This window comes from Bradyrhizobium sp. C-145, from assembly GCF_023375135.1.
Taxonomy (GTDB): Bacteria; Pseudomonadota; Alphaproteobacteria; order Rhizobiales; family Xanthobacteraceae; genus Bradyrhizobium; species Bradyrhizobium zhanjiangense.
Genome location: NZ_CP088150.1, coordinates 6,664,510 through 6,684,497 on the forward strand (window position 1 = coordinate 6,664,510; position 19,988 = coordinate 6,684,497).

The window sequence follows — 19,988 nt, forward strand, 5'->3', positions numbered from 1 at the left end:
AGTCGAGGCGACTGCTGCGTCACGCTGTGCGTCGATTGGATCCGCCTTTCCTGCGTCGCCGCGGCCTCTGACGGCGGCTGCGCGGAGGAATAAGTAATTTTGTCGCATCCGTGACCCGCAGCGACTTCGCTGGACGAGAAATCGATGGTTGATTGAGGCCGCGCTCTTCGACCGGCGACGGCCTTTTCGATCGCAGACAGGAATTGCCGCCCGTCTTGCGTGATTTCCCAGCCGAGAGCATCGCGAAAACACAAAGTTCGCACCGGTCGTGGGCGCCTTCGGATTTGACCTCGCCGCGCCTCATCAAGCCAATCCGGCCTTGTTTACACCGGGCTTTCGAAGGCTCACGGCATCAGCGTAGCAGAAATACGCCTGCAGCCGCAGCGCAGCCGGCGAGTATGGTCCATAACGGACGAGCCCGGTTGTGCGAGCACCTTCATGAGCTACATGCATCACGCCTGGACAGGGAGCACCAGCCCGGCGGCGTGCTCTTCCCCGCGCTTGGTCACGAGCGTACAGTTCGGACCGTTCGTGGCCCGCCGGCAGGAATATCTTGCCACGCCCACACTGCGACCGGGCTGCAACTCCTGTCACTCTGACGGCAGTGATCGGTCGACGGCCTCAGGAGACCAAGGCTGTCATGCGGTTTGCGAGATAGCCTCATGGCTGGAAGAGACCGTCGAAAAGCCAAACGCCCCGCGCGCCGTGACAAGGCATCGCCGGACAGGTGCGAGAACACACTTGCAGAGAGCAGTTTCCCGAGACTAGGCGGATCAGCCAACCCGCAGATCCTCAGCTGACACCTTGCCCGAACGCCCGGCCTTGGGCTGATAACTTACCCGGGCCCCCTCTTCGAGGGTGGTATAACCGGCCTTTTCGACGGCACTGATGTGCACGAAGACATCGGGACCTCCGTCCTCAGGCCTGATGAACCCATAACCTTTGGTCGAATTGAACCACTTCACAATACCCATTGCCACGGCGGCATCTCCATAGTGAACCGTTGTGATCTAGCGAAGAGTCTCCCGGCTATCAAGACGGGCGGCAAGAGACGCCCGGCGTCGGTGCGCAGGTCACGTGCTCGTTTTTTGTCGCGTGGCTCTAGCTGCCGCCGGATTGTGCAAACGACAGAAAGCTCCCTGACGTCGACGACACTTCGCTTCAAGGCTTCAGGATCCGGATGACGTTTTGACCTTCGCTTCACTCGTCGCGCGCTACCGGCTCACAGAAGAGCAGCAGAACCTCGAACGCGCCGCGCTCATCCGGAGCCGAGCTCCCGATGGGTTTGATCGACGTTGAACAACAGCGCGGTCGTGAACTCCTTCGCACAGCCTGGAGCAGGATTACCAATCCGCGCCATGCCTGCATTGAAGCTACGTGGCATGTTCTCTCAAGCGCGAAGACACTCGCAGGGCTACGCTTTGGCTGTTCGCCTTTGGATGTCGGCCGCACGCCGGGCATGTCGGACGAACAGGGGTCTGTCGAGACAATCCTCAAGGAATCGCATCTGGAAACTTACCGCCCGCTCGTCATGTTGTGTTTGGGAAGCCAGGAAACCCGCTCGCCACCGGTGGCGGCTGTTCAAATCGGTAACTTGCGCATCTGACGAGCTTCATCGCGCCGCCGACGCTCGTCAGCTCTCTCGCCTTGGGTTCGATGAGTTCAGCTGAGCAACGTTAGACGTTGAAAGAACCAATTCGTCTCGATTTTATCTGCTTCGATCAGCCCGTCCACCGAATTTACTCAGAACAAAGCCGCCTCGATGCATAGGTGAATTCAAGGGCCAGTTCACGTGCATATTCCATGAGATTGGCCGCGGCGCTGTGTCCCCCGTCGATGTTCTCGTAATAGAAGTAAGGCTGGCCCAGCGCGGCGAGCTTCGCGGCAGCCTTGCGGCCGTGCGCTGGATGCACGCGGTCGTCCTTGGTGGAGGTAAGAATTAAGGGAACGGGATAAATCTTGCCCGCCACCAGCTTCTGGTAGGGCGAGTAGCCTTCGATCCACGCACGCTGCTCGGCGATGGCGGGGTCACCGTACTCGCCGATCCAGGAGGCGCCCGCGCCCAGTTTGCTGTATCGAATCATATCAAACAGCGGTACCTGGATGATCGCCGCGTTGAAGAGTTCGGGACGTTGGGTGATTGCGGCGCCAACAAGCAGACCGCCCTGGCTGCCGCCAACCGCGCCTAGCCGGCCCGGACTGGTGATCTTCCGACGGATCAGGTCCTCGGCAACGGCAATGAAATCATCCCATGTCGTCTGCTTCGTTGCCCCCTGGGCCGCTTGATGCCATTGCGGGCCAAACTCGCCGCCCCCGCGCAAGTTCGCAACGACATAGGCATTGCCCTGTTCGAGCCATAGCCGCCCCACCGGCCCCAGATAAGAGGGCAGAAGCGGAATCTGGAACCCGCCATAGCCATAGAGAAGCGTCGGAATTGCGCCGTCAAATCTTGCGTTCTTCGGTCGCACCAGAAAGTAGGGAATTGACGTGCCATCACGCGAAGTGGCTTCGAACTGCTCCACGACATGGTTGGACGCATCGAAGACGGAAGGTGTCTTCTTCAATTCCTCAAGGCTTTTGCTTTCGGCATCAAAATACCAGACTGACGTTGGTCTGAGATAGCTCGAGACGGTGAACATGGCCTGGTCCGCTTCATCGGAGGCGGCTGACAGGCTGACATCGGCATGTTCCGGCAGCGGGATCGGCGTCGCCGACCAAGCTCCCTGATCGTACTTATAAACGAACGCTTTGCTCTGAACGTTCTCAAGCATCGTCAGGATTAACAAATTCTTTGTGGCCCCTAACTCGCTTAGGGCCTGGCGGGGCCCAGGTTGGAAGACAAGCGAGGCTTTGGCGCGCAGCGGATCCTGCTTCCACTGGGCCAGGTCATACGAAATCAGCGATCCGGCGGCGAAGCTGATATCGCCGGACGGCGTCCATTCTTCGTCAAGCTTCACAAGCAGGCGACCACCCACTAGTCCTATCATCGCGGCCTTCTTCGGCAGATTGAGCTTGACGGGCCCATCGGGGCGGAAGACCACATACTCGTACTCGAAACAGCCGATCACACGGGTCGCGCCGCTCACATGAATACGACCCTCGCTGTCACGAAGCACGAAGGGGTGCGTCTGAACGTCGGTGGGCTCGCCACGAAAGATCTCGCGAGCCTCACTGAGCGGCTGTGCGCGTTTGAGCTCCTTCACGACAAAGGGGTAGCCGGCTTGCGTCGAAGTCCCCTCGCCCCAGTCCCGTGCAACAAGGAGTGTGTCACCATCAACCCAGCTGAGGTACTGCTTGCCCTCTGGGAGATAAAAGCCGTCCGCAACGAAGGTCTTGGCGTCGCAGTCGAACTCTCGTATGGACGCGGCATCCTTGCCGCCATCGGAAAGACTGATCAGGCAGAGGCGCTCTTCAGGCGGCAGGCAGCTGTCACCTTGAAAGATCCAATTCCTGTTCTCGGCGACGGCCAAGGCGTCCACGTCGAGGATGGTCTCCCACTGTGGGTCTTGGCTACGATAGCTCTCGAGCGTGGTGCGCCGCCAGATGCCGCGCACCTGGTTCTCGTCTTGCCAGAAATTCTCCAGACCGCGCCGTTCCAATGAAACATATGCGATCCGATCCTTGGCCTGCAGGATGGAGAGCGCCTGTTCGTAGAAGTGCCGATAGCGAGGATCTGACTGGAGCACCCCGAGCGTCTTCTCGTTCTCGGCGCGAACCCAAGCCAATGCGCCTTGTCCTTCGATGTCCTCAAGCCAGAGGAATGGATCATCAGTGGTGGCTCCAGCCGTTTGCTCCTGTGAAAGCGCCGTGGAGGTGGCGCGGGCAGTCGAAAGCCGCGCGGCGGAGCGGGGTGACGTGTTCATGGACTTTCTCCCGATCAGATCGGCGGCCACGCTCGCACGCCTGGCGCGTCAAGCAGAAGGAGCGGAAAGCACGCAAGCGCATGACATAGCGCAGCTTGCGCCATCTTGCGGACCATTCACTGCAAACTATAGCGCGACAATCAGGATGAGAGCGGCGCGTCAATCAAGATGAGACGAGGCGGCCGAGTCAGGAGATAATTGACGCTGGCCGCCGGCTTGGCAAGCGTTGATTGACGCTGCGCGACAATCAAGCGGCGCTGCCAGCGTCAATCGCAGTCTTGTCGAGTTCGTTGGGGGTAGTGTGAACAGGCGGCCGGCCTGGACCGCGCTTGCGATCGAGGGCAACTTTTCGACGGTAACTTTCGACGTTCATCTCGAGGATCGTGGCGTGGTGGACCAAACGATCGATGGCAGCCAACGTCATTGCTTGGTCCGGGAAGATACGCCCCCATTCGCCAAATGGCTGATTGGCCGTGATCAGCAGCGAGCGTCGTTCGTAGCGGGCGGCGATCAACTCGAACAGCACACTGGTTTCCGCCTGATCCTTGCTCACATATGTGATGTCGTCGAGGATCAGGAGGTCATAGCGATCGAGTTTGCCGATCGCGGACTCCAGCGCCAGCTCGCGCCGCGCGACCTGCAGCCGTTGCACCAGATCAGTGGTGCGCGCGAAGAGAACGCGCCAACCGTTCTCGACGAGAGCCAGGCCGATCGCCGCGCCGAGATGGGTCTTGCCGCCGCCCGGTGGACCGAACAAGAGCAAATTGGCGCCGGCCTTCAACCAGGCGTCGCCGGCAGCGAGCGCCATCGCCTGTGCCTTTGATAGCATCGGCACGCTCTCGAAGTCGAAGGTGGCGAGCGTCTTGCCGGCGGGCAAACGCGCTTCCACCATGTGTCGCTCGATCCGACGGCGGGTACGATCGGATGCCTCGTGCTCGGCAAGGGCGGCGAGGAAGCGGGCGGCAGGCCACCCTTCCTTGTCCGACTGTGCGGCGAGCTTCGGCCAGATCGCCTTGACGCCCGGCAGGCGGAGCTCATTGAGAAGCAACTCGACACGAGCAGCATCGACGGAGGTGGCGATGCTGGTCATGCTGCCTCTCCCAGATTCGAGCGGCCCGACATGACGCTGACGGAGGCGAGTTCATCGTAGACGTCGAGCGGCGCCAGCTTGACGGCGACGCGCGGGATCGAGGCCGCCTCGGGTCGGAAGCGGTCGCGCAGCGCGGCAAGATCGGGTAACTGTCCGGCGTCCAGATCCATCGCGATCGCCTTGGCGAGCTCGGCTTCGCAGGCTCGCTCGTGGGCCAGCGCTAGAAGTTCGACCGTCACCTTGCAGGCGCGCCGATCGTCACCGTGCTCCCGCAAGGTCTCGAACAGGCGTCTGTAAGCGGCGCGCGGGAAGAGCTGGTCGCGATAGACGAGGTTGAGGAGCGCCATCGGCTTGCGCCGCAGGGCATGGATGACGTGCCGATAATCGACGACATGCCCGCCCTGGCTCTCCGACACAGGCCGACCGCGCCGCAACGTCACAACCGGCGTGACGCCGAGGAAGCATTCGAGCCGGTCGTCGAAGATGCGCACACGCAGGCGATGGCCAATCAGCCTTGAAGGAACGGTGTAGAACACGCGCCGCAGGATGAAGCCGCCTGACGACGTCACCGGGATCACTTTCTCGTCGAAGTCGGTCGTGCGGCCTTTCGGCAGCGGCGCCAATGCCTCCTTCTCGAGCGCGATCGGCTTGGCGAGATTGGCGTTGCGCCGGCCGACAATCTCGTCGACAAAAGCCCGGTAGGCATCGAGACTGGCGAAGTCGCGCGTCCCCCGCAGCAACAGCGCATCTTCCAGTGCGCGCTTGAGATGGCCGTGCGCACTCTCGATCGAGCCGTTCTCGTGTGCAATGCCCGCATTGTTGCGTGTTGGTGCCATGCCATAGTGGCCCATCAGCGCAGCGTAGCGCTGTGTCAGATCCTCACGCGCGTCAGCCGCCAGATTGCGGAACGCCGCCGATAGGCTGTCGCTGCGATGCTCCCGTGGAACGCCGCCAAGCGCCCACAGGGCGTTCTGCAAGCCCTCCGCCAGGGCGACGAAGCTTTCGCCCCCGAGCACGACATGGGCATGCTCGAAGCCGGAGAACGCCAACCGGAAGTGATAGAGCCGGTGATCGAGTGGCTCACCTACGATGGTAATGCCGAGCGCGCTCACGTCGGTGAAGTCGGACAGACCCAGCCGCCCGGGCTCGTGCTCTTGGCGGAAGATCACGTCCTGTTCGGGGCCGTTGAGCGCCCGCCACGCATTGATGCGCCGCTCCAGCGTGCGTCGGATGTTGGGGTTGAGGTCGCGATGCCGCCGGCGCAGTTCGTCCAGCACACCGATCACGCGGATGCCGGGAGCAGCCTTCAGGATCGGAACGATCTCGGCGTCCCAATAGGGCGCGAGTGGATCGGATCGTCGCCGGCCCCTCGGCGCCTTCTTCTGCGATGGCGGGCGCGCATCGCCCTCAATCCGATACGCACTCGCTTTCGAGAACCCCGCCTTGGCCGCGGCCGCTTCGGGGGACAATGTCAGTCGGTAGGTCATGTACAGCCTCATCTGATGGTCGGTGATGTGAAGGCCAGGCAAGGCATCGATTCCCTCTTGTCGAGACGAATCAAAAGCTTGCACCAGCCCCGCCCAGCCGCCAGACGGGTCCAAAAACGCGCGACGCCGATGGGGACGGTCCTCCGGTCGGGCTACGCCCTCCCTTCGGTCCGTCCCCATCGGCGCAGTCTCACCTTGATTGTCGCTGGAGTCTCACCCTGATCGCCGCCGCGCAGCAAACAGCGTGCCGGCTAAAGAACTGCAAGTTTCAGCCGCTCCGGCTGCAGCACCATGTCTGCTTCCCGACATCGGTTGCCAAGCAGACACCGACAGCGTGTCGGCCGGACAGTCCGTCAGGCGGTTACCGATTTTCAGCGGCCAAGTACGGAACACGCCCCCGCCTCCATTCGCAACGCTTACTTCCCGATATGAGGTAGATTCCTCGGAGCGAGTTCATTTGGCAGACTTGTCGACGGGGCTCATCATGGCAAAGAACAGCGCGTTGCTCAGAGGATTGCACTCAAGACGATGAGGGCAGAAGCAACGACTACGGCTCTAAGTAGCAACGCGTCTTGAGGTCGAGCCTCTAGCCAAACGGGTTCAAGCGCCGGGTCAGGTATCTTTCGGTGAGATGACGAACCGAAGCCGTCATCAGCAGCTCTTATGGTCGGCCAGCTCAGGCTCAATGATCCTGAATCTACCGCGGCAACGGGCGCACGAGCCCGTGATCCTTCATCGAAGGCGTACCACGCGAAGGACGAAGGCGCGAGATTGTCGATCGAGAATGCCCGCTGCTGGCGGATCAGCTTGGCAGGCGCTCGGCGAGCGCGAGCCATGCTGCTACTGTTCTAACGGTGCTGTTGCGGCCCTCCTGCAACAAGCAGCCGCCACTTTCCGCGGAACGACCAAAGCTCGCTGGTCAGAAGCGTCGTTTACGGATACGGATCAATGGTTCGCTGCATTGCTCCCGTTCCATTATAGATCGCTGGCGTGATACGTTGATGCAGCTCGTTCAAAATTCCCCGTCATCATCCAGGCTTGCGCAACCTGCAAGAGCCGCGTCAGCGCTAAAGATCTGGATTGTTTCTCTGTGCTGCTGCAGAACAGCGTCATCTGCCGTGCCGTGCTCCTCGCCTGCTCAGTCCTCCCCGGCACCGGGCTCTTGTTCGGGACGACCGCTGAGCGAAGCTGTGGGTATCGGCAGATCCCAGAGTCTGCGCTGTGTATGCATCAGTCGGGCCTCTAACGCCTCATAGGCCTTCTTCTCGTCTGCATAGGCAGCCTCGTTTAGGGCGACATCCGTGGGGTCGATCTCGTTATAGGTGGCCAGCGCCTCGGCATGGTTCCGGTACAGCGGCATGTGAGCCTCGTTGGTCCAGCCGCGACCGAGATGGAGGCACTGATCAGCCGGAACAGTGACACGGCTTCTGTCCAGTTCCCGGACGTAGTCCGCCGACCAGTCGTGGATGGTATAGGATTGAATCTTATCCATCATCGACCGCCAGCGCTTGACGCGCTCCTCAAGCGGCATGTTGGCCGCTTCTGAAATAGCGTCTGCGATCTCTTTGGGATCGTTTGGATCCACCAGCAGCGCCTCATCGTCGTTGAAGTCTTCAGCCGCCCCCGCAAACTTCGATAACACCAGAACGCCCGGATCCTGCGGATCTTGTGCAGCGACATATTCTTTCGCGACCAGATTCATGCCGTCCCGCAGCGGCGTGACGACACCTATCTTTGCCGCGCGGTAAAGACGCGCGAGCGCAGCCTGGCTGAACGAATCGTTCGTGTAGTGGATCGGCCTCCACTCGTCTGTGCCATGATCGGCATTGACGTGGTTAATCGCATTCTCCACGTCCTCCTTGTATTTCTGATACTCTTCGACGTCGGCGCGTGAGGATGGGGCGATCTGCAACAGCGAGATGCTCTGCGGCTCTTTCGTTAAAAGCTCATTGAACGCTTCGACCCGTTTATCGATGCCTTTCGTGTAGTCGAGCCGGTCTACGCCGATGGCAAACTTGGCGCCTTGGAAGTTTTGCAATAATGACGAGACTTTTTCTTGCTCTGCAGGAGAGAGGTCTGCCGCAAGATACGCTGCGAACTGCTCGGGATCGATACCGATTGGGAACTTTTGAAGTCGGATCTGGCCACGTTCCGTGGTCACAACGCCATCCTCGCTCTCCAGCCCGAAATGGGTTCGCAGGCAGGCCAGGAAATTGTTCAGATCCCGGTTCGTCTGAAAGCCGAGCAGATCGTACTTCAGCATCGATTTCATCAGTTCGCGATGGTTGGGTACGCACTCTATCATGTCGGGCGTGGGCCACGGCGTATGGAGAAAAAAGCCGGTTGGCCGCTCAATGCCGAGGTCATGCAGATCGGCCCCAAGCGGGAGCAGATGATAATCATGCACCCAGAATGCGTCCCGATCTCGTACGTCGAAAGCCGCGCGCGCGATGAAGTCGTTGATCCTTCGATAGCTGCCATAATCCTCTTCCGAGCCCGACATCCGGTTCGGCAGGGAGTGCAATGCTGGCCACAGCGTTGAATTCGAATAACCTCGATAGTAGCCAGGATGGTCCGCGGCCGGCAGATCGAGCCTGGCGACGTGGCCTGCACCAGTCGGCACCAGTGGCAGGGGCCGCTCGATCCCGTCGCCGCGGGTCTCCGAAGAGCCTATCCAAACCGCGCCGGAACGTTCCACCACCGGCTCGAGAGCTGCGGCGAGCCCGCCGGTCTGGGGTTTATTGGGGTCGAAGGGTGCAACGCGGTTCGAAATGATGACAAGCTTCAAATCGGGTTGCCGGTTGACGGCATTAAAGCGATCCTCCACCTCGCCCGATACACTAGGATCGGAAGGACCTGCACTAGCTTGTTGCTCTTGCGGTCTGTCGTCCAGGTGCTGGTCAAAGGCCGCTTGACCTATGGTTTCATCTTGCCCAGGGGCGGCTGATGTGCTGTCGGAGTCTAACGTTGCCGTATCGAGCGTGTCTTGGATTCGAACCATCTCGCAACTCCGTTTGACGATGTTTACGTTTGGTGCAGTCGCAGATTAGCCCCGAGATATCTCCACTTCGCCAGGATGGTAGGCCGCCATCTCACAAGCCGCTGAACTTATCCGGACGGCGCACGGCCCTGCAGAGCTCAGGGTAAGTTGTTCGAACATTACGAAGCCGACCGTTAGCGATGCAAGCTAGATCGGCGGAGACCTCTCTTATTGCTGCGAAGTGCATTTCGAACGCCTTTCCTTGCCTTTTATCGCTAGCCCGCTCGGGCCGGGCATTCTCGCGAATCTCGCATTTTGCCAGAACTGGTAGGAGAAGCTCGCTCGCATTCGTCGTATTCATTGCGAGCTCGGTGCGCGGCATACGCCTAGCGCCATAGCCTGTGTGGACCCTGGCGAAAACGAGGTTGATGTCACTCTATCCTAGAAAGTCGCCTGACAATTCAGCAACTGTTCGTGATGCGAGTTGGCATGCCTCCGCTATGGACTTCGTCACATGAGCCTCAGCCGTCGTTCCACGAGGGGACACGATGACTCCGCTCCTCGAGTCCACTTCGCGTGGCTCCGCCACACGGACCGTTCTTGTTGGCAGGAATCGGGCCGGTTACTGGGTCGCCCTTGAACAAGGGGGCTCCTTTGGCGGCCTGTTTGTCAACCGCACCCAAGCCCTGAAATATGCGCTGTTCGAGAATGGGGGCCATCCAGAGAGCATCATCGAGGTCACGCGTGAGATTGAACTGGAGATTCGCACCAGCCCATGAGCGCCGTAGCGCCAGATTTCGCAAACAGATATCCTTGAAGGGGCGAGCCGGAGATTGGCCTAAAACGACCTCAGCCCAATGCGGGCTTGCCACACCGCCGCTCGCGTCCATGCAATACGCTAGTACGGGGTTAGACCTTAAGCACAGGTCAGGAGCAATCCGCCTTAACCGCCGACTCGCATCCATAGCGAAATGCAGCGCTTTTTCTTCCCGTGTCACCTATCAGTTCTAGCAATTGATCGAGTTGTTAGAAGCATGTCAGTTGGCGTGAACACAGACCGATCGGCGAGCCCGGAGTCTGCATGCAAGATCACGCAAATTCTCTTCTCGGCAGTGGACAAGAAGTTAATTTTTCCCGTGCTGATACGCTGCGCAGAGAGGTCTGCTCCAGCACCGAACTCTCCTTCCTGATGGAAGCACATGATGGCCTCTCGGCTGCGATCGCCCAGCGCGCAGGTTTCAAGGGTCTTTGGGCCTCAGGTCTATCGATTGCCTGCTCTCTGGGCTATCGTGACGCCAACGAAGCGTCGTGGAGCCAACTTGTTGACGCGGTCGAGCGCATCGTAGATTCGAGTCAACTGCCCGTGCTCGTCGATGGGGACGGCGGTTTCGGGAACTTCAACAATGCTCGCCTGCTGGCTCGTAAACTGTGCGAGCGAGGGGCGGCGGGCATTGCGCTGGAAGACAGCTGCTTTCCGAAGCTAAACTCCTTTGTTGGCAACCGTCACCCCCTGGCGGATGTTGACGAATTCTGTGGACGCTTGCGCGCCGTGAAGGACAGGGTTGCGAACGAGCTCGTCCTTGTGGCTCGGATCGAAGCACTAATCGCCGGACACGGAATGCACGAAGCAATCGAACGGGCCCACGCATACCGGGAAGCCGGAGCCGATGCGATCCTAATTCACTCGCGAAGCAGCTCCGCAGACGAAATCCTTTCGTTCGCAGATGCTTGGCAGAACAAATTGCCGGTCGTGATCGTTCCAACGAAATACTATCGGACACCGACCTGCGAGTATCGTCGCGCCGACATCTCGACGGTCATTTGGGCCAATCACTCCATGCGAGCGGCGGTCGCCGCAATGCGTCGGGTCTGCGGCCGCATCTTCGCTGAAGAGAACGTCGCAACCATCGAGCCCGATATTGCCCCCCTCGAAGATATATTTGAACTGTTCAGCTACGATGAACTCGCCGACGCTGAAGCGCAGTACCTCCATCCTAACAAGCTGCAGCAGTAGGGTCATTCCCGGTGCAAGTCCAGGGCGAGGTCAACGCTTACTGCCCCTAACTACTGCTAGATGTGCGTCGAATAGACTAACGTTTAGGACAAACCGCATATTCCTCGGCGGCGGCGGCAATCAAATGACTATGAATGGTCCCAAGAAAGCAATCATTCTCGCCGCCGGCGTCGGCTCTCGCCTTCGACCGCTGACGGACCTCCGACCGAAGCCCTTGGTCGAAGTCAACGGTACCCCGATTCTGTTCAACGCCCTCCAAAATCTGGAAGCTGTCGGCGTCGAAGAAGTGACGCTCGTGGTCGGTTATCGCAAGCACGCCATTCAATATGCGTGCGGGGATCGCTTTGGCACCCTTGTGATCAACTATGTAGAATCATCGGCCTTCGACCTTACCGGGAGCGCCTATTCGCTGTGGCTCGCGCGTGCCGCGCTACTTTCCGGAGATTGCTTTCTCCTCGAGGGCGATGTGTTCTTCGAAGAGAACGCGCTGCGACATCTGCTGCACAGCCCGGTGACCGATGTGGCAGCAATCGTTCCCTTCGAAAGATTGATGGAAGGCTCGGCAGTCCTGCTGACGGATAGCGGCCTCATCTCCGAGTTCCGTATGAGACAAACCGGAGCAAACCTGGCAGCGAATGGACCACGGCTTTTCAAAACGATGAACCTATTGCGGCTTTCAGCGCGAACCCTCAAGGCGACTATCGTTCCAGCGCTGGACCAACTCATAGGGTCTGGAGCGATCCAGGCCTACACTGAGGAGCTTCTTTCCTACCTTGTGGAACTGCGCGGCCTGCAGCTCGCCACGACGCGGTGCGACCACGTCAGATGGTACGAAATCGACACCGCTGAAGATCTGCAAATCGCAGAGCGACTTTTCCGTGGAGTGCAAGGTCGCGGCATGCCTCGCAAAAGGTGAAATCTCGATGCTCAAGTATCTCTGGGATCCGGCGAACGCCATAACAACTGTCGGCCTTCTCTTTTCGTCCGTCAGCCTGTTTCTTGCCCTATCCAATCGCCTCGAACTGTCGATAGCGACAGCACTTTGGGCTGTCCTGTCCGACCACCTCGACGGGATAGTGGCAGCTCACACGAAACATCGCCACCCAGATGTTGCCAAGATGGGAAAGAGCCTCGACGGGTTTGCTGACATCATGTACGGAGCCGTCTTGCCCGCGGCAATCCTAATCCAACTCAGCGGAGCCTCGGTTTTTGCCCTAGTCACCGGGACCACTCTGCTCGCAGCGGGAGCAATTAGGCTCAGCTACTTTGCCAACTTCGGCCGCTTACGCGATGGCCGTTTTCTAGGGCTCCCACTATCATACGACATTCCTGTGATGGCGATCATTTTCCTTGCTCGACCGTTGGTTTCAGATGAGTTCTTCGTACACTTCACGCTCAGCACTTTCGTCCTACTCGCAGGCCTACACGTTGCGCCGATTCGCGTCCCGGCGCCGAATATGACCATGTACGTCGCAATCTCAATATTTGCCGTCACCGCTTCATCGGCTCTGGGATTACGAGGTCTAAGCTAACAAGCGTGGCGCAAGTCGGTACGGAGCTCTAGATCTTCGCAAATTCATCCCAGATTTAGCTGGCCGAGAGGCGTCAGACGCCGATTTGGGGCGTTTAAGCAGCCGAAAGGAGAGCCGGATGTTAGCAAGCAGCATCTTTGAGGGAGCAGCGTTCTACTATGCTCGCTATCAACCTGAGTACCCGCACGAACTCTTCAGATCGCTTAGCGACCATCTTTCTCTAACACCTGAAAGTCGCGTCCTTGATCTTGGATGTGGTACTGGACAGATCGGAATTGGAATTGCTCCCAGCGTGAAACATGTGGACTGCGTCGATCCAAATCGCGCCATGCTGGGCGAGGCCGACCGACTTTCATCCGAACGCGGCCTCCTCAACATTTCGGTGATTGAAAGCACCGCCGAGGAGATGGATTCGGGCTTGACCGGCTACCAAGGGGCGACGATCGCAAGTGCCTTTCACTGGATGGACCGCTCGCTCGTTCTGGAGACGCTTGATCGTCGCCTGCTATCGTCCGGCAAGGTAGCGATCATCACAAGGGTCCGCGACGAAACCGCACCGAGTGATTGGTGGAACAGGGTTTGGGAATTCGTCCACACCTGGTGGGGAGGCTATTTTCCGGCCGGACGTGGCGATAAGCGCCGTAAATTGCGTCTGGACCACGAAGCTGTTCTGCGCCAATCGACGTTTTCTAACATCACAGGGAGCCACATCCCTTACATGGTATCGTGGACTTCCGAGAAACTCGTCCAATATATGTATTCCACATCAAAGGCCTGTCCAGGTGTACTAACCCAGAGAAGAGATGAATTCGACGAACAATTGCGCTCTCTACTCCACCAACTGTCGCCGGCTGATACGTTTATTGAAAGATGCCATTTAGATATCTTATACGCCGGCCGCAACTAAGGGAGGAATGCAGCGGAAATTGTTCTTCACGCAATCGGATCCTGCGGAGCTTAGATTGTGCTGAGTTTCAATCCCCCGAGGTGCACCCTTGATCGCCGATGTTGCTCTTTCGCGGCTCGCGATGATAGCCGATTCTGAGCGGCAGAACGACTTCTATGCAGCAGCTCCTAGTGGCGAAACGATGCCCCATGCTTTTGCTGATGAGGTTGGTCACTGCCCGCGGCTCTGGCCGGGGTCATCGACCGCCCAGTTAAATCCGAGAGCCCTGATTAGGCTTAAAGCCTGCTTCCGGTCACAGAAACTGCAGCTGACCAGTGGCCGAAGCGGAACCGTCGATACCACAATCAACCGAATAGTGAGAAGTCGCATCCCGGACCTTGCTTCTATCCTTTGCCGCGGAGAACCGGCCAACAGCCACAGCTTTGATGTAATGCGGTATCGGTCGCCCGAGGAGAATTGAAATGTCTGGTGGTGAAACAACGGCACCGATTGATATGACGCGGACATGGGCTCCTCAAGTGCCAGCTTTCCGCGAAGTTGTCGAAAGAAGCCTCACTGCGGTGGCGCGCGCGCCGGACCTTGTTAGCATAATACAACGCCATCGCTTCCACGGGAGTCCACGTGACAAACAGGCTGGTGCCGATTGGCTGAGCAACCGGCTCGGCGCGCCCCCTAATCCTACGCGCTTACTGATGACAGGTGGCACTCAGAACACGCTAATGGTCCTGTTCTCGCGACTAGCTTCCCAGGGAGCCGCGATTGCCGCGGAAAAGCTAACTTATGCAGCGATTGGCCAACTCGCAATGCTGGGGCGGATTAGCGTTCTGCCTGTTGACATAGACGAAGACGGCATGCGTGACGATTCTCTTGAGTCATTGTGCAAAGCTCATAATCTTGCGGCCGTTTATATTAATCCGACAGGTCACAATCCGACGACTTCAATGATGTCGCTTGAACGCAGACAGAAGGTCGTTCGAGTTGCCCGTAAGTACGCTCTTCCCATTATCGAAGATGACGTACATGGCCTTATAGCCAACAACGCGCCCCCTCCACTCGCTTCGATCGCTCCTGATCTCACTTGGTACCTGATGAGCGTCTCAAAATGCTTGGGCATCGGATTGAGGACTGCGTACCTTATTGCGCCGTCGGACGACGGTCTTGCCGATCTTCTTCGACCAATACCAAGCGTCTCGAGTTGGTTTGTACCTGGGTTATCTGCGGCCATTATCACTCACCTGATTGAAAGTGGTGCCGCGAGTCATATTGTCGGACAGATTTCCAAGGAGATCGCAGCCCGGCAAGACATTGCCCAGGAGATGCTTGGGCATCTAGGGATGATGCGCACGAACAAATCGTCCTTGCACGTCTGGATCGACTTGCCATCTCCCTGGACAGCAGAGCCATTCATCCAAGCTGCTCGCACGAAGGGCGTAATCCTGAGACATCCGCGAGTGTTTGCGACACCTGGCACCAACGTCGAGCAGAACATCAGAGCATCGCTGATCGCTCCGTCAACCCACGAGGACCTCCGACGTGGACTGAGTGTTCTAGCGACCTTACTCCTCAGTCGGACTTAAACTCGCGGATCATGGCAACTCACGATCGGTAAGCATAGATGTTGGCGCCAGAATTTGCGTATCTCAACGGCCGAATTATCCCATGGGATGACGCCAGGGTGCATGTATTCTCGCCCGTGGCGAAGTATGGCATTGGTGTTTTCGAAGGAATACGTGGCTATTGGAACGAGAACGTCCAACAATTGTACCTCTTTCGTGTTGCAGAGCACCTCGAGCGATATGCCTTCTCGCAGAGGGCAATGAGGTTCGATCAGCCGATCTCCAGTGATAAGCTGGTCGAGGCACTCATCCACCTATGCCGTGCGAATTCATTTCGCACGACCGTGCATATTCGCATGATGGCTTTCGTTGATGGGCTTGGCGAGTTAGTGGCAAAAGGACCCGTAGGGACCGCGATTACGGCCTTGCCTCGCGAGGCCACTAGACAATCCGTCGACGGCGCTTCTGCTCAGATCAGTTCTTGGATGCGCATGCCGGACAACGTCATGCCCGCCCGCATCAAATGCAATGCAAACTATCACAACGCACGGTTGGCCGTGATGCAGGCCCAACTCGATGGATACGACATCGCGTTTCTCCTCAATTCAAGAGGAAAGCTGGCTGAGGCGCCAGCGATGTGCGTATTTATGGTTCGCGACGGTCAGTTGGTCACGCCTAGCGGAACCAACGACATACTGGAATCGATCACACGCCAGACCGTTATTCAACTAGCACGTGAATATATCGGCCTAGATACTGTCGAGCGCGATGTCGATCGGACGGAACTTATCCTCGCCCAGGAGGTGTTCTACTGCGGGACTGGCGCCGAAATAACTCCGGTGACGTCGATCGACCGTATGGTGGTGGGGAATGGTCAACCTGGAGCGATCACCCGGCAGCTGATCGAGATCTACCGAGCGATCGTCACCGGAACGAACACCGCGTACGAGTCATGGCGAACTCCCGTCTTTTGAAGACATTGATACGAAAGGCAACCTCAGCTTAGCCCCTAGCCGTAGTCATTTAGTCATCGTCGTCAAATTATCGAGTAATCCAACCCACGAACTGCCGCAATACCGATCCCAGGACGCGGCCTCATTAAGGCGAAGCGATAGCCTAATCGAGGCGAGCTGAACGAAAGCACGTAATTTGCTGCGACCCTGTTGACGAAGCGCTCGATCGGATTGCGAGCACGGTACAGATACGGGCTAAAGCAACTCGGATTGCAGCGATTGTTTTTCGTTCGCCCACGCTCCTCTTTTGATGGCAAGCTCTCTGACCCAGTCGGCGTCCGCCATCAGCAGGCAGCATTGACGGGGCTTCGGGTGAGACGGCAGTTTTCCTGCAAGTCGGACGTATTTGCCCCTCCGGGGTAAAAGCTGCATCGATATTCGCCAGCGGGACATCTGGGATGACCGCACATTCATTCTCCTCAACACTATCAGGATTCGCCCCGTCAAATACGCGATAGAAGTTTGTTGGCGAGAGATCCCAACGCACGTCAAATGCGGGCCAAGCTTCCGGGAGGCGTTCCTTGATCCGGTTTGCAGCGCTTCTGATTCTAGCTCTCTCCTGAGAGCGGTATTTTGCCTCCTCGTATGTGCAGTTCGTGTTCAGGATTTCGAGTTCTCTTCGGACGTGGGGGAGCGGCCAACGGTCGCCTTGAGGAAAGTTTGCTGGTCTCTAACTTTTTTGCCATGAGCTGGATACTAGTCACCCTAGTGTTCTTCGAACTTAGGCCTGCCAATCTTTGCCGTCAGTTCGGCTATGCGCTTGTTGTCCTTCGCCTTGATCGCCTTTCGAAGCAACTTCAGATCGTTCTGGTCAAATCCGGCGCGTCGGCCGGTTGGCCTTTGAGGGGAAGGCCTCGGCGCGGGGGAAGGTCGCAGTCGCTCCCCGAATCTTCGCCTGGGGTTCTCGTCGTCATCCCAGGACCACCGGAAGAGCTCGCCGTTGTTAGGCGAATTTTTCGGATGTAGAGGAAGCGCGCAATCAAGGCCTTAAGACAGTTGCTCGAACGGGAGGGTTATCTTTCGCATGCGCTGGTGAGCAGCAGTAAAGAGGTGCCATCAACAGAAACGATCATCAGCTATTTCGGCTCCCTATACGGGGCATATGAGGCGGTGGGGTACTCGCCACCGACTACTCCTCCGTTTGCATCAATGCGCGGCATTGGAGCAAGAAAGAAATAATGGCCGGACTGCTGAAGATCTATGATGAGCACGGAGAGATTACGACCCGCCTCATAGATGGCTCGCCCGACTTGCCGTCCAACACTTGGTACGCCGCGACTTCGGTTCTGTGGGCGAAGCAATGAAGCAGGCCGGCATTCCTGTCCTGCCCCGTAGCCAGATCCAGCGGCGGATGTGGAAGCGGAGAAAGGCCGCGGGCTGCGATGAATACTATCAGGGCGTTCACTGGAGTGACGTGAGTCTACTCCAGGCCTTGCGTCATCTTGAGGAGCAGAACGGCTACATGTCGGCGACCCTGCTGGACCAGAATGGCGTCACGCCCAGCGCCTACTATTTCGCGAAGCGATTTGGTTCGCTCACCAATGCAAGGGCCCGGGCCAACCTGCCCCCCGGACGAGCTCGTCGTCCGTGAAGAACGCCGATTTCAGCCGGTGACGAGCTGAAGTCGAAGCGTGATCGGGACGAGGATTTGGGACAGCAAGAGAGCGAGCCACACGGGGTCCGCCAGATTCGCGACGGTGCTAAAGACCTTCTGGTCGGCTATGGCGCTAACTTTTGCCGCCGCTCGCCGGGCTGCTGCATTATCGGATCTCTCTAGAGGTTATGTCGCAGTCGCCTCCGCTCTGCTCGCGCCTGGGTTTGTTAACCCTCGGCTGATTAAGCAGAAAGACGGCACAAGGTGGCCCATCGGCGCCGATTATCGCACCGGTTGCGATGTTAAAAGCCCCTCCGTGAGCGCGTGTCGGTCGCCGAGCGGGCCGAGCGCGACATCACGAAAGATCGGGACCACTGGCGCGATGGCGGCAACAGGCTCGAGGCATTGCGCGCTCGAGCTTAGCGTCGACTGATAACCACCGACACGGCCTCGACCAAGAGAAGAGCATGCCCGAGCAAATGAACGCCGAGCTTTACCGCAAACTGCAGGAACTATCGCGCCATAACGCGGTCGCCCGCGCGCTTGTCTTCTTGTGGAACTCCGGCACGCTGACCTACGAGGACTGGTCGACGAAGGCGATCTCTCTGCTCATTGATCAGAACGAAACGCTCTCAGCGATCGCTGTAGATGCGGAGAAGCGCGCCTGCCGCCTGCCCAAAACCCCGCCGGTAGCCCCGCCCACGCGTTGAGAGAGCCCGTCTCGTGCCAGACACCCCCAAGACCGAAACACCGCACTCGCGGCCCACACTGCGGCTTGTCAGCGGCGCGAAACAGGAGCCGCTGCGCTGCCCCGCCGCCGGCCGCGATGCCGAAAATGAGAAGATGCTTTGCTTCTACTTCAACCGGCGCGTGACCGACAACGAGCTGCGGTACCTTCACGCGGTCATGCGGCAGGCGGCGGCCTACTCGCCGATCATCGACGGCCGGCCCGGCAAGCAAACGACCGAAGTCTCGGAACAAGCAGGCGGCGGCGGTGCTGCGGCCCTACCTGCTTATGCGCGAGATTGACGGTCACTGAGAAAACTCCCGCCCTCAGGTCTCGTTCACACGGTGCGAGCTTATCAACGGGTCAATTACGAGAGTATCGATTTGGCTCTGCCGAAGCGCATCGACCATAGCGGTGGCGTTCTCTTCCACCACCTGAGCTCGCCCCCGCGTGGCCCGAGAATAACCTCCATATGCTGACCGCTGTCCAGCCACAGCCGCCCACGGATATCCGCCTCGCGCAGGCCGTAGTTGCATGGCTGCGGCGATCCGGCGGTTGAGCTCGTCCATGGGATCTTCGCCGTTCCAGAGCCAAGCCCGAAACTGACCTTTCGGCTCGCCTTGATGCAAACCCACACGCCATGCGTCAGCGTCGCGAAACAGTCGAGCATAAGTTCGGCACCAACCGCATGGGAGCGACACACTTCCTGACCAAAACGCTCCCGAAAGTGGCAGCCGAAATGGCGCTCTACGGCGTCGCCCTCCAGGAGGTGCTTCGCAAATACGGCGCGAAATTTCTGGTGTGCGGCGGCACATTCGAGGCGGTGGAAGGCAAGGCGCGCGGCCGCAACATAGTGCTTGAGTTCAAGTATTATGCGACCGCGCTCGCCTGCTACCGGTCGCCCGAATATGCCACGACGAAGGCATTGCGCGCGGGCGCCGTAGACATCGACATCATCGTAATCGAAGGCTACGACGGACCGCAGCCGACGGACTGATCGCCTCTCCCGCGCGCCCTTTCGGCGTTGGCCCACGCCGAGGGGCGCCTCCCATGGATCGAGCGCGCCCGTGCCAATCTCGTTGCCTGGTTTGCCAGCGAAGTCGCGAAGGATGAGGGGCGGCGGTACGCCGGCAATCACTTCACCCTGGTCCAACGGCCAGACTGAAGGTCAGATCACGCGTCTCAAGCTCGTCCGACGTCAAATGTACGAATGCACGGCCGCGGT

At 58.8% G+C, this 19,988-nt stretch carries 17 protein-coding genes and 2 pseudogenes; 13 read left to right on the forward strand and 6 right to left on the reverse strand.

The features are described from left to right. Positions 1-773 precede the first annotated feature (773 nt). Entirely contained in the window at positions 774-980 is a 207-nt protein-coding gene (locus LRP30_RS31345) for a cold-shock protein (RefSeq protein ID WP_018321436.1), read from the reverse strand. 299 nt (positions 981-1,279) lie between these two features. Here LRP30_RS31345 and LRP30_RS31350 point away from each other — a divergent pair, with 299 nt between their 5' ends. After that, on the forward strand, positions 1,280-1,606 hold the full coding sequence (locus tag LRP30_RS31350) for a hypothetical protein (protein ID WP_249757298.1): 327 nt from the start codon (positions 1,280-1,282) through the stop codon (positions 1,604-1,606). 133 nt (positions 1,607-1,739) lie between these two features. Here LRP30_RS31350 and LRP30_RS31355 read toward each other — a convergent pair whose 3' ends face one another. The 4 genes from LRP30_RS31355 to LRP30_RS31370 form a co-directional block, all read right to left on the reverse strand. After that, complete coding sequence (locus LRP30_RS31355) at positions 1,740-3,863, reverse strand: prolyl oligopeptidase family serine peptidase (protein ID WP_249757299.1); 2,124 nt, start codon at positions 3,861-3,863, stop codon at positions 1,740-1,742. A 247-nt stretch (positions 3,864-4,110) separates the two neighbouring features. Continuing rightward, the gene (istB, locus tag LRP30_RS31360) at positions 4,111-4,953 is read right to left on the reverse strand and encodes an IS21-like element helper ATPase IstB (protein WP_249756397.1); all 843 of its coding nucleotides are present in this window, start codon (positions 4,951-4,953) and stop codon (positions 4,111-4,113) included. Beyond that, positions 4,950-6,452, reverse strand: a complete 1,503-nt coding sequence (istA, locus tag LRP30_RS31365; RefSeq protein WP_249761693.1) for an IS21 family transposase — start codon at positions 6,450-6,452, stop codon at positions 4,950-4,952. The genes istB and istA overlap by 4 nt, the downstream gene beginning before the upstream one ends. A gap of 1,126 nt (positions 6,453-7,578) precedes the next feature. Then, on the reverse strand, positions 7,579-9,441 hold the full coding sequence (locus LRP30_RS31370; protein ID WP_249757300.1) for a trehalose-6-phosphate synthase: 1,863 nt from the start codon (positions 9,439-9,441) through the stop codon (positions 7,579-7,581). 527 nt (positions 9,442-9,968) lie between these two features. Here LRP30_RS31370 and LRP30_RS31375 point away from each other — a divergent pair. The 7 genes from LRP30_RS31375 (at position 9,969) to LRP30_RS31405 (ending at position 16,403) form a co-directional block, all read left to right on the forward strand. After that, positions 9,969-10,199: a hypothetical protein gene (locus tag LRP30_RS31375; RefSeq protein ID WP_249757301.1), complete on the forward strand. Its 231-nt coding sequence runs from the start codon at positions 9,969-9,971 to the stop codon at positions 10,197-10,199. Positions 10,200-10,609: 410 nt separating this feature from the next. Next, entirely contained in the window at positions 10,610-11,434 is an 825-nt protein-coding gene (gene aepX, locus LRP30_RS31380; protein ID WP_249761869.1) for a phosphoenolpyruvate mutase, read from the forward strand. Positions 11,435-11,558: 124 nt separating this feature from the next. Continuing rightward, positions 11,559-12,350 carry a phosphocholine cytidylyltransferase family protein gene (locus LRP30_RS31385; RefSeq protein WP_249757302.1) on the forward strand — a complete coding sequence of 264 codons (792 nt, stop codon included), beginning with the start codon at positions 11,559-11,561 and terminating at the stop codon, positions 12,348-12,350. A 7-nt stretch (positions 12,351-12,357) separates the two neighbouring features. Then, a complete protein-coding gene (locus LRP30_RS31390) occupies positions 12,358-12,966 on the forward strand; it encodes a CDP-alcohol phosphatidyltransferase family protein (protein WP_249757303.1) in 609 nt (202 codons plus the stop codon). Between the two features lie 118 nt (positions 12,967-13,084). After that, positions 13,085-13,873, forward strand: coding sequence for a class I SAM-dependent methyltransferase (locus tag LRP30_RS31395; protein ID WP_249757304.1), 789 nt, complete (start codon positions 13,085-13,087; stop codon positions 13,871-13,873). A 461-nt stretch (positions 13,874-14,334) separates the two neighbouring features. Further along, positions 14,335-15,450, forward strand: coding sequence for a PLP-dependent aminotransferase family protein (locus LRP30_RS31400; RefSeq protein WP_249757305.1), 1,116 nt, complete (start codon positions 14,335-14,337; stop codon positions 15,448-15,450). Positions 15,451-15,488: 38 nt separating this feature from the next. Then, complete coding sequence (locus LRP30_RS31405; RefSeq protein ID WP_249757306.1) at positions 15,489-16,403, forward strand: branched-chain amino acid transaminase; 915 nt, start codon at positions 15,489-15,491, stop codon at positions 16,401-16,403. Positions 16,404-16,535: 132 nt separating this feature from the next. On the opposite strand, the pseudogene LRP30_RS31410 reads toward LRP30_RS31405, so the two are convergent. Next, positions 16,536-16,784 (reverse strand): annotated as a pseudogene (locus LRP30_RS31410) (IS5/IS1182 family transposase); the annotation flags it as partial. A 958-nt stretch (positions 16,785-17,742) separates the two neighbouring features. Here LRP30_RS31410 and LRP30_RS31415 point away from each other — a divergent pair. From LRP30_RS31415 to LRP30_RS31435, 5 genes and pseudogenes are all read left to right on the forward strand, one after another. After that, positions 17,743-18,033 (forward strand): hypothetical protein, encoded by a 291-nt coding sequence (locus tag LRP30_RS31415; protein WP_249757307.1) that lies wholly within the window; start codon positions 17,743-17,745, stop codon positions 18,031-18,033. Between the two features lie 470 nt (positions 18,034-18,503). After that, the gene (locus tag LRP30_RS31420) at positions 18,504-18,746 is read left to right on the forward strand and encodes a hypothetical protein (RefSeq protein WP_249757308.1); all 243 of its coding nucleotides are present in this window, start codon (positions 18,504-18,506) and stop codon (positions 18,744-18,746) included. Positions 18,747-18,759: 13 nt separating this feature from the next. Next, on the forward strand, positions 18,760-19,065 hold the full coding sequence (locus LRP30_RS31425) for a hypothetical protein (protein ID WP_249757309.1): 306 nt from the start codon (positions 18,760-18,762) through the stop codon (positions 19,063-19,065). A gap of 314 nt (positions 19,066-19,379) precedes the next feature. Further along, positions 19,380-19,523 (forward strand): annotated as a pseudogene (locus LRP30_RS31430) (IS5/IS1182 family transposase); the annotation flags it as partial. Next, positions 19,503-19,760, forward strand: a complete 258-nt coding sequence (locus tag LRP30_RS31435) for a DUF1330 domain-containing protein (RefSeq protein WP_249761870.1) — start codon at positions 19,503-19,505, stop codon at positions 19,758-19,760. The pseudogene LRP30_RS31430 and the gene LRP30_RS31435, both read left to right, overlap by 21 nt. The last annotated feature ends 228 nt before the right edge of the window (positions 19,761-19,988 follow it).

Bases quoted from the DNA above. Each gene is read 5' to 3' on its own strand.
- LRP30_RS31350 (WP_249757298.1), top strand. From the start codon at position 1,280: ATGGGTTTGATCGACGTTGAACAACAGCGCGGTCGTGAACTCCTTCGC.
- LRP30_RS31355 (WP_249757299.1), bottom strand. From the start codon at position 3,863: ATGAACACGTCACCCCGCTCCGCCGCGCGGCTTTCGACTGCCCGCGCC.
- istB (WP_249756397.1), bottom strand. From the start codon at position 4,953: ATGACCAGCATCGCCACCTCCGTCGATGCTGCTCGTGTCGAGTTGCTT.
- istA (WP_249761693.1), bottom strand. From the start codon at position 6,452: ATGAGGCTGTACATGACCTACCGACTGACATTGTCCCCCGAAGCGGCC.
- LRP30_RS31370 (WP_249757300.1), bottom strand. From the start codon at position 9,441: ATGGTTCGAATCCAAGACACGCTCGATACGGCAACGTTAGACTCCGAC.
- LRP30_RS31375 (WP_249757301.1), top strand. From the start codon at position 9,969: ATGACTCCGCTCCTCGAGTCCACTTCGCGTGGCTCCGCCACACGGACC.
- aepX (WP_249761869.1), top strand. From the start codon at position 10,610: ATGGAAGCACATGATGGCCTCTCGGCTGCGATCGCCCAGCGCGCAGGT.
- LRP30_RS31385 (WP_249757302.1), top strand. From the start codon at position 11,559: ATGACTATGAATGGTCCCAAGAAAGCAATCATTCTCGCCGCCGGCGTC.
- LRP30_RS31390 (WP_249757303.1), top strand. From the start codon at position 12,358: ATGCTCAAGTATCTCTGGGATCCGGCGAACGCCATAACAACTGTCGGC.
- LRP30_RS31395 (WP_249757304.1), top strand. From the start codon at position 13,085: ATGTTAGCAAGCAGCATCTTTGAGGGAGCAGCGTTCTACTATGCTCGC.
- LRP30_RS31400 (WP_249757305.1), top strand. From the start codon at position 14,335: ATGTCTGGTGGTGAAACAACGGCACCGATTGATATGACGCGGACATGG.
- LRP30_RS31405 (WP_249757306.1), top strand. From the start codon at position 15,489: ATGTTGGCGCCAGAATTTGCGTATCTCAACGGCCGAATTATCCCATGG.
- LRP30_RS31415 (WP_249757307.1), top strand. From the start codon at position 17,743: ATGAAGCAGGCCGGCATTCCTGTCCTGCCCCGTAGCCAGATCCAGCGG.
- LRP30_RS31420 (WP_249757308.1), top strand. From the start codon at position 18,504: ATGCCCGAGCAAATGAACGCCGAGCTTTACCGCAAACTGCAGGAACTA.
- LRP30_RS31435 (WP_249761870.1), top strand. From the start codon at position 19,503: ATGGCGCTCTACGGCGTCGCCCTCCAGGAGGTGCTTCGCAAATACGGC.